The sequence below is a fragment of the Acidovorax sp. LjRoot194 genome (assembly GCF_964253015.1).
In the GTDB taxonomy this organism is placed as follows: Bacteria; Pseudomonadota; Gammaproteobacteria; order Burkholderiales; family Burkholderiaceae_C; genus Acidovorax.
In genome coordinates, this window is sequence record NZ_CAXUQB020000001.1 from 5,800,580 (window position 1) to 5,811,416 (window position 10,837).

Sequence of the window (10,837 nt, forward strand, 5' to 3'; positions counted from 1 at the left end):
CTACAGCAGCTCCGCCGGTCCGGGCCGGCCGAACAGGTAGCCCTGGAAGTGCTTGCACCCGTTGCGCAGCAGGAAGGCGTGCTGCCCCTGTGTCTCCACGCCTTCGGCGACCACGTCCAGGCACAGACTGTGGGCCAGGGTGATGATGGTGCAGGCGATGGTGGCGTCGTTGGGGTCGGTGAGCACGTCGCGCACGAAGCTCTGGTCGATCTTGAGCTGGTCGAGCGGCAGGCGCTTGAGGTAGGACAGCGACGAGTAGCCGGTGCCGAAGTCGTCCAGCGAGAACCCCACGCCCAGCGTGCGCAGGGCCTGCATCTTGCGGATGCTGTCCTCCACGTCCTGCAGCAGCAGGCTTTCGGTGAGTTCGAGCTTCAGCTTGCGCGGGTCGGCGCCCGAGCTGTTCAGCACCGCCAGCACCTCCTGAACGAAGTCGGCCTGGCGGAACTCGTGCGCGCTCACGTTGACGGCCACGCTCCAGTGCGCGGTGTGCGGTGTGCCGGCCCACCGCGCCAGCTGCGCACAGGCCATGCCCAGCACCTGGCGGCCCAGGGGCAGGATCAAGCCGGTCTGCTCGGCCAGCGAGATGAACTCGCCCGGAGGCACCATGCCGCGCTGCGGGTGGTTCCAGCGCACCAGGGCCTCGGCGCCCAGCACCTGGCCGGACTCGTTCACCACGGGCTGGTAGTGCAGCACGAACTCGCTGCGCAGGATGCCCTGTCGGATGTCGCCCTCCAGCGCCGACCGCGCCGACGCCGCGGCCTGCATGGCGGGGTCGAAGAAGCACATCGTGTTGCGGCCCTGGGCCTTGGCCTGGTACATGGCCAGGTCGGCGCGCTTGAGCAGTTCCTGCACCGGCAGCTCCACGTCGCGGAACAGCGCGATGCCGATGCTGGGCGTGCTGTGCACCTCGCTGCCCTGCACCAGGTAGGGCTGGTTGAGCGAGGCCAGCACCTTCTGCGCCACGGCCTCGGCTTCGGCGGCGGCTTCGTCCGCGTGCGCGTGCAGGCCCTGGATCACCACCACGAATTCGTCGCCGCCCAGCCGGGCCACGGTGTCGGTGGCACGCACGCAGGCACTGACGCGGTGGCCCACCTGCACCAGCAGCCGGTCGCCCCACTCGTGGCCCATGGTGTCGTTCACGCCCTTGAAGTTGTCGAGGTCCAGGAACAGCAGCGCGCCGTGGCAGCCCTCGCGCGCGCAGGCGGTGACGGCGCGCTCCAGCCGGTCCATCAGCAGGCGCCGGTTGGGCAGGGCAGTGAGTTCGTCGTAGAAGGCCAGGCGCTGGATCTCCGCCTCGGCCAGCTTGCGTTCGGTGATGTCGCGCGCCACCCCGCGGTAGCCGGTGAAGCGGCCTTCGCCGTCGAAGATGGGCTCGCCGCTGATCGACACCCACACCGGATTGCCGTCCTCGGTCAGGCGGTGCATCTCGAAGTCGTGGAACACCCGGTGCGCTTCGAGCGCCTCACGGTGTTCGCGCCACTGGCCGTCGGTCACGAAGGTGTCGGGCAGCTCCCAGCGGGTGCGGCCGTAGTGCATCTCGTCCGGCACGCCCGCTTCGCGGTAGGTGTTGCCGTCGAGCCGCACGAAGCGAAACTGCGCGTCCTGCTCCCAGTACCAGTCCGACGACAGGTGCGTGAGGCTGCGCCAGCGCGCCTCGCTCAGGCGCAGGGCCTCCAGCGTGCTCAGGTAGTCGGTCACGTCGGTGAAGGTGCGCACCCGCCCGCCTTGCTCCAGGCTGCGCGTGCGCACCTCGATGTAGCGGCCGGTGTGCGTGCGCCGCACATAGGTGGCGGGCATGTTGACGTGGCCGTCGGGCGTCTCGGTCTGCGACGCCACATAGCCGCGCGCCATGGGTTCGATGTACTGAAAGCCCGGCCCGAAGTCGCCGCGTGCGGTCTGAAAGCGCACCACTTCTTCGAACTGCGGCTGGCTCTGGAGCAGCGCTTCGGGCAGGTCCAGCAGCTCCAGGTAACGGCGGTTGTAGACCCGGATGCGCCCCTCGGCGTCCACGTTGGTGATGCCCTGCGACACGCTGGCCAGCGTGGCCTCGAGCGCCCGCGTCTTGTCCGCCAGCAGCATGCTGGTGCGCTCGAGCTCGGCCTCCACCTTGCGGCGGGCCAGCTCGGCGCGGCGGGCCATCTCCAGCTGGCCGATGGTGTTGAGCAGCGGCTGCAAGAACTCCACGTCGGCCGCGGTGTAGCCCTCGCTACGGTTGGCCAGGCCCACCAGCGCCACCAGCTCGCCCGCGGCATGGATGGGCAGGCCCAGGTACGTGCTCAGCGGCGGATGGCCCGGCGGCGTGCCGGCGCTGCGCGGGTCCTGGAGCGCATCGTTGGTGAGCACGGGCTCGCCCGACACCAGCGCCGCGCCCAGCAGTGAGTGCGGGTTGTCGAACACCATGCCTTCGTCGGCGTGCTGGGCGTAGCGGGCGCGGGAGGTCTCGTCCCAGCTGATGTCCGTCATCGCATGCACGCGCAGGAAGGGGTGGCCGTCGTCCGCACGCACCACCTGGCCCACCAGGCCGAAGGCGCTTTGCGTGAGCGACATCAGCTCCTGCAGCAGCGCGTCGAACGCGGCCCGCGGGCCCGAGCTGGCAATGAACATGGCCTGCGCGCGCGAGATGGCCTGCAGCAGGCGGTGCTGGCGGGCCAGCATGGCCTCGGCCACCTGGCGCGCCCGCGCGCTGGAGCAGCGCTCGAGCACGGTGTCAATCTGCGCGGGCAGGGCCAGCAGGTATTCGAGCGCGGCATCCTGCACCGCGAAGTCTTCAAACCCGTACCGCATCGCCTGCGCGGCATGGGTCTCGGCGCCCATGCGCACCAGGATCATGGCGGGAACGCCGTCCAGCGACTGCAGCAGGTCGTAGGCCGACCCGCCCACCGTGCGCTGCGCGGCCAGCACGATGTCGGGCCGCTTGCGCCGCAGGTAGTCGATGGCTTCGGCCTGCGACTGCACCACGTCCACACGCCACCCCGACCACGGGTCCGCCAATGCGTCCGCCACCGCCTGCGCATGGGCGTGGTCGTTTTCAATCAGCAGGACGGTGATGGGCATGTGCCGATCTTTGGTCTGGAGGGGTGCAGCATAAGATGCTGGCCAAGGTTGTAACAGCAAAGAAACATTATGGCGGTTGACAGCCCCGCGTGCGACGTTCAACGCCGAGCGTTGTCCCGTGTTTACACTCCAGCCTTTCTGTGCCGCCTGGCGCGCACGTCCCACGCTGGCTTTTTCTGCCGGCCCACGGCGGCACCGGCGCACGGTCCGGCGGCATCGCCCGGGTGCCGCTGTCGCCTGCCGTCCCGTACCGTCACGTCCCGTCTCACCCTGTTCGATACCCCCGCTCATGCAGCCACTCAGCGTCAACGACTTTCTTCGCCAGCACATCCGCACCGTGCCCGACTGGCCGGCGCCGGGTGTGCAGTTTCGCGACATCACGCCGCTGCTGCAGGACCCGAAGGTGTTCCGCGTGCTGATCGACGCGTTCGTGCACCGCTACATGGACAAGGCGCTGCGCCCCGACGTGGTGGCCGGGCTGGACGCGCGCGGCTTCATCCTGGGCGCAGTGGTGGCCTATGAACTGAACGTGGGCTTCGTGCCCATCCGCAAGAAGGGCAAGCTGCCCTACACCACGGTCGAGGAGACCTACGAGCTGGAGTACGGCAGCGCCACGGTCGAGCTGCACACCGACGCGGTGAAGGCGGGCGACCGTGTGCTGCTGATCGACGACCTGATTGCCACCGGGGGCACCATGATGGCCGGCAAGAAGCTGCTGGAAAAGCTGGGCGCCACCGTGACCGAAGGCGCTGCCATCGTGGACCTGCCCGAGCTGGGCGGCTCGCAGCGCCTGCGCGACGCGGGCTTGCCGCTGTTCACGCTGGTGGACTTCGCAGGGCACTGAGACTGCGGCATTGATGCCGCGGCGCCGGCATGGTGGCAGCGGGCGGGTGTGCGGGGATATGAGGCGTGCGGAGCATGGCAACCGCACAGCGTGAAAAAGAAAGCCCTCCGCAGGGAGGGCTTGCATCCATCACCGGCAGGGTCCGGGCGCTAGCGCGAAACACCGCCGATTCGCTCGATTCAACTCGGCTCAGTTCAAAACCTAGTTCAGTTCGCCGTACTGCGTGCTGCTCAGGTCGGGCGATGGGCCGTCCGAACCGGGCATCTCCGTGTCTTCGAAACCCGTGGGGTGGGACGCTGGCAACAGCGGGCCCGAGCGCACCGGCACACCGGGCTTGGCGGCAGCAGCTGCAGGCGCTGCGGCAGCGCTGGCGCCTGCCGCATTGGCCAGTGCGCGCTTGAAGGCCGCGACTTCGTCCGCCTCGATGGGCTCGTACCGCGGTGCGGGGCGCGCTGCAGGCGCCGGTGCAGCGACGGGGGCGGGTGTGGCCGGCAGCAGCGGCGCGGGCGCGGTGGCCTGGGATGCCAGGGTGGGTGCCGCGGGCCGGATCGGAGGGAACGCCGGGGCGGCAACAGGTGCAGCAGCAGCTACCGGTGCAGATGCCGCCAGCACTGGCGCCGCGGGGCGGGCCAAAGGCGCTGCGGCAGTCGCCGCTGGCGCTGCGGCGGCCACGCGTGCGGGCGCCAGGGTCGGCGCAGAATTGGCTGGCGGTGTGGGCGAGGCGACCACAGGCGCGGGCCGGCGCACGGCAGGCGCTGGGGTGCCCTGCAGCGAGGCACCCAGCGGCGCCACGCCCTTTTGCGGAATGCCTACCGCCACATGGTCGTTGATGCGCCAGTACACGGCGGTGACCAGGATGTCGTAGCGGGTCTTGGCCGTCTGGGCGATCAGCGCCTCGATCTCGGACAGGCGCACCGTCTCGCCGCCATATTCGCGGGCCAGGTCCATCATCACCAGGAACTGGCGGCCGCGCTGGTCCAGCGACAGCACCTTGAACTTGTAGCTGGCCGACAGCACGCCGGCCCGCACCATCGCATCGCGCACCACGGTGTACAGCAGCTCGCGGCGCTCCATGCGCTCGTTCTTGCGGTTGGCAGCATGCTCGGGCGGCACGGGTTCGAGCAGCGGTTTGCCCAGGCGGCCCGGGGACAGCGGCACGGTGGCATCGGCATTCAGCAAGCCCGAAGGCTCGGCGGCCGGGCGTGGCTTGGGGGGGGCAGGTTTGCGGCTGAACCAGCTGAACAGGGACATGACTAGCTTTCTACAGATGGCGCCCGGGGAAATCCAAAATTGAGTGTAACGCGGTGTACACCCGATACCGCCCCTCGACAGCCCGCAGGCCCGTCTGGACCACCCGCCTGTCAGGTGGCCGCAACGCGGCGGCGGCGATTGCCCAGCCGCTTGGCCAGCACGGACCCTGCTGCCATCACCAGGCCGAGCGCAATGGCAGGCTGGCGATTGGTCAATTCCGTGAACCGCAGGGCCGGCAGGCTCCACAGTTTGCACGGCGCGCTGGCCTGCACGGTGGCGCTGCGCGAGCGGTGCGAGAAGAAAGCGCCTTCACCCACCACGGAGCCCGCGCCGACGATGGCCAGGCGCAGCCGTTCTTTCTCGTCCTGGTAGTGCACGCTGAGGCTGCCGCTTTCCACGAGGTACAGCGTGCGGTCCGTCGCGCCTTGCGAGAAAAGCACCTGACCGGCGGGCATGACCACGGGCAGCAGGTACGACGACAGGATTTCCCACTGCGCGGGGGTCAAGGGGTTGGTCATGCTGTCATCGGCGCTGGCCTGCGCGATGGCATCGATCAGGCCCTGCAGATCAACCTTGGGGGCCAGTGGGGAGGAAACATTCATGGGGCGCGAAGCTACCCCTGTTACAGGTTGGACACAAGCGCTGTTTACGTCCGTTTACAACATTAGCGACAGGCGGCGGCCTGGGGCTGTTCTACGGGGCGCAATCGGGGCGGCGCCGTGGGGACAGCATGCTTTTTGGCACTGCGCGGGCGATGGAAAGGCCGGCCTCAAAAAACCGCCATCAACCGGTCATTTGCCGATGCAGAAGCTGGAGAAGATCACGCCCAGCAAATCGTCGGAGGTGAACTCCCCGGTGATCGCGCTCAGCGCGTTTTGGGCCAGCCGCAGCTCTTCGGCCAGCAGGTCGAGCGCCGGGCCCCGGGCGCCGAGCTGGTCTGCGGCCTCTTGCAGGTGGGCGCCGACGGCCTGCAGCGCCTCCACATGCCGGGCGCGGGCTATGTAGATGCCCTCGGGCGCCGACTGCCACCCGGCCACGTCCAGCAGAATGCGCCGCAGGGCGTCCAGGCCCTCTCCGGTGCGGGCGGACAGGCGCACGCTGGGCCGCGCGCCGGCATCGGCAGGGGCGGGCAACGCAGTGGCAGTGGACGCAGCCGCCGTGGTGTGTGCAGGCAGCGCAGCGGCCGGTGCAGTCGGTGCAGTCGGTGCGCGGTCCAGCTTGTTCCAGACGTCGATAACGGGGATGGAAGCGGGCAATTTTTGGGCGATAGCGCTTGCTATGTCAGCGTCAGCAGCTATGTATTCGATAGCACCCGCACGCTCCAGGTCGTGCAGGAACAGCACGGCATCGGCCCCGGCGATCTCGTCCCACGCGCGGGCAATGCCGATGCGCTCCACCTCGTCGTCGCTGTCGCGCAGGCCGGCGGTGTCGATGATGTGCAGGGGCACGCCCTCGATCTGGATGGTCTGCTGCACCTTGTCGCGCGTGGTGCCGGCAATGGGCGTGACGATGGCCAGCTCGGCCCCCGCCAGCGCGTTGAGCAGCGAGCTCTTGCCCGCATTGGGCTGGCCCGCGATGACCACCTTGATGCCCTCGCGCAGCAGCGCGCCCTGGCGCGCACGCTGCATGACGGACGCCAGTGTTTGCTGCAAATTCGATAGCTGCCCGTGCGCGTCTGCCTTGCGCAGGAAGTCGATTTCTTCTTCCGGAAAGTCGAGCGTGGCCTCCACCAGCATGCGCAGGTGGATGAGCGCGTCGCGCAGGCCATGGATCTCGGCCGAGAACGCGCCCGTCAGTGACCGGCTGGCGCTGCGGGCCGCCGCCTCGGTGCTCGCGTCGATCAGGTCGGCGATGGCCTCGGCCTGGGCCAGGTCGATCTTGTCGTTCAAGAAGGCGCGTTCGGTGAACTCGCCGGGCTGCGCCACGCGCAGGCCGGGCAGGCAGGGCTGACCGGTGGCGGCGTCGGTTGCGCTGCCCGCCTGCAGGCAGCGGGCCAGCAGCAGCTGCAGCACCACGGGGCCGCCATGGGCCTGCAACTCCAGTACGTCTTCACCGGTGTAGCTGTGCGGGCCGGGGAAGTACAGCGCCAGCCCCTGGTCGATGGCCTGCCCTTGCGCATCCCGAAACGGCAGGTAGGTGGCCTCACGGGGCTTCAGCACCCGGCCGCACAGCGCCTGCACCAGCCCACCGATGGCGCGGCCCGACACCCGCACGATGCCGACGGCACCCCGGCCCGGAGCGGTGGCGATGGCAACGATGGGGTCTTGGTGGCGGGCAAGCATGGGGGCGACTTTACAAGGGTGGGGTGCAGGTGGAATGAAAAAGGCCGCTTGCGCGGCCTTTGGGGTTCGTGCTGTCTCAGCGACTCAAGGTCACTTGAAGCTCGGCAGGTTGAACTGGGGTGGCACGCCCATGCGGGTGTTGATGAGCCACTGCTGCGCAATCGACAAGATGTTGTTGGTCAGCCAGTACAGCACCAGGCCGGCCGGGAAGAAGAAGAACATCACGCTGAAGATCAGCGGCATGAACCACATCATCTTGGCCTGCATCGGGTCTGGTGGCGCGGGGTTCAGGGCCGTTTGCAGCAGCGACGACAGCGTCATCAGCAGCGGCAGGATGAAGAACGGGTCCGGGGCCGACAGGTCGTGGATCCAGCCGATCCAGGGCGCGTTGCGCATTTCCACGCTGGACAGCAGCACCCAGTACAGGGCGATGAACACGGGGATCTGGATCATGATGGGGAAGCAGCCGCCCATCGGGTTGACCTTTTCCTCGCGGTAGATGCGCATCATCTCTTGCTGCATCTGCTGCGGCTTGTCCTTCAGGCGCTCGCGCATCTCCATGATCTTGGGGTTGATGGCCTTCATCTTGGCCATGCTGGCGTAGGCCTTGGCGTTGAGCCAGTAGAACGCGATCTTGAGCAGCAGCACCAGTGCCACGATGGACCAGCCCCAGTTGTTCAACAGCTTGTGCAGCTGGTCCAGCAGCCAGTACAGCGGCTTGGACAAGATGGTGAGCCAGCCGTAGTCCTTGACCAGCTCCAGACCGGGGTACAGCTTTTCCATCATCGTTTCGACCTGCGGGCCGGCGAACAGGCGCGCATCCACGGTCTTGGTAGCGCCGGGCTCGATGGGGCCCAGCGACGTGAGCATGCCCACGGAGTACAGGTTGGTGTCGACCTTGCGGGTGAACAGCTCGCGCTGCGTGCCGTCGGCCAGCAGCCAGGCCGTGGCGAAGTAATGCTGCACCATGGCCACGTAGCCGTTGGGCGAATCCTTGGGGATGTCGACCTTGCCGTTTTCGATGTCCTTGAACTCGATCTTCTGGTACTTCTTGGCTTCGGTGTAGACCGCAGGGCCGGTGAAGGTGGAGTAGAACGACGACTCGCCCGGCGGCTTGTTGCCGTCGCGCACCAGTTGCAGGTACAGCTGAGGCGACACGGCCGCGGTGCCGGTGTTGACCACTTCGTGCTTGACGGCGATGTCGTAGATGCCGCGCTTGATCGTCCAGGTCTTGGCCAGCTTCAGGCCGCCCAGGTCGGGTGATTCGAAGCGGATGCTGAGCTCATCTTGGCCGTCCTTGAGCTCGCGCGGGCCGGGCACCACCGCCATCGGGGTCTTGTGCGTGGGGAAGTTGCCGCCGATCAGGCCCGTCTGCGCCACGTAGACGCGCTGTGCGCTCTCGTCGAGCAGCAGGAAGTTGCGGGCCTTGTCCGCCATGTCGGCGTGCTTGAGCAACTCGGCATGCGTGAGCGAGCCGCCTTCGCTGTCAAACGTCAGGCGGTACACATCAGTGGTCACCTGCACGCGTTCACGCGCGGCCGGGGCTGCGGGCAGCGCAGCGGGCGCCTGCTGGCCAGGCACTGCAGACGCGCCCGCAGAGGCAGCGACCGGGGTGCTGGACGAAGACGGCACGCTGGCCGAGCCCGCCGCACCGGAGGCCGTGCCCACGGGAGCAGGTGCCGCGGCTTCGGTGGCGCTGGGGAAAAACGTGGCCTTGTTGCCGTTGTGCAGTTGCCACTTGTCCCACAGCAGAACCATGGAAAAGCCAAAAATCACCCACAGGATGGTGCGGCGAATGTCGTTCATGAAGACTTCTTTGGTGAGGATGGTTGGGTGTTGGAATCGGAGAGCCGCGAAAACAGCCGCAAACTGCGCGGCAGATCGTGCGGACCCGGAGGCACCGGATCGAGGCCTCCGTCACACCAGGGGTGGCAGCGTACCAGCCTGCGCACCGTGAGGTAGCTGCCCTGGGCGGCGCCATGCAGCTCCAGCGCCTTGAGCGAATACACCGAGCAGGTCGGCTCGAACCGGCAGGCCGAACCCAGCCAGGGGCTGAGGAACAACCGGTAGCCCTTGACCACGCCGATGAGCAGGCGCTGCATCAGCATGGCGCAGGCACCTCGGCCGGGGGCTGGGGCGGGGCCATGGCGGCAGCAGTCACAGTCGTCGCGTCCGCAGCCGTGACGGCAGCGCTGGCCGCCGGCGCACTACCGCCCGCACGCCGCGTGGCATAGCCAAACAGCTGCAGCAGCTCGGCGCGCACTGCGGCCTTGAGCTGGTCGGACGTGGCGCTCACGAACTGCTTGCGGTCAAACCCCGAGCGCAGGCGCACCACATGGGCAGACTGCGGCGCGACCTGTTCCAGCCGCGCCTCGAAGGTGTCGCCCACGGTGTAGATCTGCCGCTTGATGGTGTTGCGCGTCACGGCGCGGCGCGCCCAGCGCTTGGGCACCATGGCACCCAGCCAGACGCCCTGCACGGCAAACAGGGCCTGCGGCCCTTGCGTTGAAGGCAAGGAGCCGGGCCCTGTGGGTGCCGCGCTGGCGGAGTCGGCAGCGGCTACGCTGCTTTCAGCCCCCAGCACCAGGCGGTGCAACGCAAAATGCGCAGTGCGGGAGACGGTGCCCCCCGCCATGGCGGCTTGGAACTGCGGACGGGTTTTCAGCCGTTGCATGCAAGCGCCCCGTTTGGAACCTGACGGTACAAACCGGGAGCAGGCGGCGTGCAGGCCGTAGACCGGGTCTGCCTTAGACGGCCAGACGCTTGCGGCCCTTGGCGCGGCGTGCGTTGATGACGGCACGGCCGCCGCGGGTCTTCATGCGGACGAGGAAACCGTGGGTGCGCGCGCGGCGCGTCTTGGAGGGCTGATAAGTACGTTTCATGGTGCTATTCCTTGAGGTTCAGTTCCGGACTGCTGCTCTTGAACCCCGTCGAACCTGCGCTCTACGCACTGGTCTGGAAGACTCCAGACAGCACCTTGGCAGCAGACTCACGGGGCAGAAATAACGGCGCGCCGGGTCAAATCACCCTGAACACATTCAGGGAAACCCAAAATTATCGCAGGCTTGGAGGCGGCTGGCAATGCCTTTCAGCTGGGCGGGCCTTGTTGGAGCGATCTGGCGGGGGTCTGGCGGTGGCTATGGCCGGCCCTTGGACGCCGAGCCGCGTCACGGCAGCCAGCCTGAACAGGCCGCAACAGCACCTCCAGCCAGCACAGCCACCGCCGGAATTCAACCCCGGGAATCACCCGGCTGCGGGCAGGCCGGAAATTGTGGATAACTCCTTGACAAGGTACAATCCCACGCCCAGCCCCGTTCCTCCTATCCACAACAAGAATTCCCCAGAAATGACCGAGGAACCCTCCCACAGCCCCCATTCATCGTCCGGCTCCGACGCCGGCCAGGGC

The 10,837-nt window shown here is 67.9% G+C and carries 9 protein-coding genes; 1 reads left to right on the top strand and 8 read right to left on the bottom strand.

Going from position 1 to position 10,837, the window contains the following annotated elements:
• Complete coding sequence (locus tag ACSQ3N_RS26225; RefSeq protein WP_436147892.1) at positions 1 to 3,054, bottom strand: EAL domain-containing protein; 3,054 nt, start codon at positions 3,052 to 3,054, stop codon at positions 1 to 3.
• Positions 3,055 to 3,343: 289 nt separating this feature from the next.
• Here ACSQ3N_RS26225 and ACSQ3N_RS26230 point away from each other — a divergent pair, with 289 nt between their 5' ends.
• Positions 3,344 to 3,898: an adenine phosphoribosyltransferase gene (locus ACSQ3N_RS26230; protein ID WP_056171491.1), complete on the top strand. Its 555-nt coding sequence runs from the start codon at positions 3,344 to 3,346 to the stop codon at positions 3,896 to 3,898.
• A gap of 201 nt (positions 3,899 to 4,099) precedes the next feature.
• Here ACSQ3N_RS26230 and ACSQ3N_RS26235 read toward each other — a convergent pair whose 3' ends face one another.
• The 7 genes from ACSQ3N_RS26235 to rpmH form a co-directional block, all read right to left on the bottom strand.
• The gene (locus tag ACSQ3N_RS26235) at positions 4,100 to 5,149 is read right to left on the bottom strand and encodes a hypothetical protein (protein ID WP_436147893.1); all 1,050 of its coding nucleotides are present in this window, start codon (positions 5,147 to 5,149) and stop codon (positions 4,100 to 4,102) included.
• A 110-nt stretch (positions 5,150 to 5,259) separates the two neighbouring features.
• The gene (locus ACSQ3N_RS26240; protein ID WP_436147894.1) at positions 5,260 to 5,751 is read right to left on the bottom strand and encodes a Crp/Fnr family transcriptional regulator; all 492 of its coding nucleotides are present in this window, start codon (positions 5,749 to 5,751) and stop codon (positions 5,260 to 5,262) included.
• A 189-nt stretch (positions 5,752 to 5,940) separates the two neighbouring features.
• The gene (gene mnmE, locus ACSQ3N_RS26245; protein ID WP_436147895.1) at positions 5,941 to 7,431 is read right to left on the bottom strand and encodes a tRNA uridine-5-carboxymethylaminomethyl(34) synthesis GTPase MnmE; all 1,491 of its coding nucleotides are present in this window, start codon (positions 7,429 to 7,431) and stop codon (positions 5,941 to 5,943) included.
• A 90-nt stretch (positions 7,432 to 7,521) separates the two neighbouring features.
• Positions 7,522 to 9,237: a membrane protein insertase YidC gene (gene yidC / locus ACSQ3N_RS26250; protein ID WP_436147896.1), complete on the bottom strand. Its 1,716-nt coding sequence runs from the start codon at positions 9,235 to 9,237 to the stop codon at positions 7,522 to 7,524.
• A complete protein-coding gene (yidD, locus tag ACSQ3N_RS26255; RefSeq protein WP_436148016.1) occupies positions 9,234 to 9,536 on the bottom strand; it encodes a membrane protein insertion efficiency factor YidD in 303 nt (100 codons plus the stop codon). Before yidD ends, yidC begins: the two co-directional genes overlap by 4 nt.
• Positions 9,533 to 10,105: a ribonuclease P protein component gene (locus ACSQ3N_RS26260; RefSeq protein WP_436147897.1), complete on the bottom strand. Its 573-nt coding sequence runs from the start codon at positions 10,103 to 10,105 to the stop codon at positions 9,533 to 9,535. Before ACSQ3N_RS26260 ends, yidD begins: the two co-directional genes overlap by 4 nt.
• A 73-nt stretch (positions 10,106 to 10,178) precedes the next feature.
• Positions 10,179 to 10,313, bottom strand: coding sequence for a 50S ribosomal protein L34 (rpmH, locus tag ACSQ3N_RS26265; RefSeq protein ID WP_005798102.1), 135 nt, complete (start codon positions 10,311 to 10,313; stop codon positions 10,179 to 10,181).
• Positions 10,314 to 10,837 lie beyond the last annotated feature (524 nt).

Coding starts and splice junctions, on each gene's coding strand:
- ACSQ3N_RS26225 (WP_436147892.1), bottom strand. CDS start 3,054: ATGCCCATCACCGTCCTGCTGATTGAAAACGACCACGCCCATGCGCAG.
- ACSQ3N_RS26230 (WP_056171491.1), top strand. CDS start 3,344: ATGCAGCCACTCAGCGTCAACGACTTTCTTCGCCAGCACATCCGCACC.
- ACSQ3N_RS26235 (WP_436147893.1), bottom strand. CDS start 5,149: ATGTCCCTGTTCAGCTGGTTCAGCCGCAAACCTGCCCCCCCCAAGCCA.
- ACSQ3N_RS26240 (WP_436147894.1), bottom strand. CDS start 5,751: ATGAATGTTTCCTCCCCACTGGCCCCCAAGGTTGATCTGCAGGGCCTG.
- mnmE (WP_436147895.1), bottom strand. CDS start 7,431: ATGCTTGCCCGCCACCAAGACCCCATCGTTGCCATCGCCACCGCTCCG.
- yidC (WP_436147896.1), bottom strand. CDS start 9,237: ATGAACGACATTCGCCGCACCATCCTGTGGGTGATTTTTGGCTTTTCC.
- ACSQ3N_RS26260 (WP_436147897.1), bottom strand. CDS start 10,105: ATGCAACGGCTGAAAACCCGTCCGCAGTTCCAAGCCGCCATGGCGGGG.
- rpmH (WP_005798102.1), bottom strand. CDS start 10,313: ATGAAACGTACTTATCAGCCCTCCAAGACGCGCCGCGCGCGCACCCAC.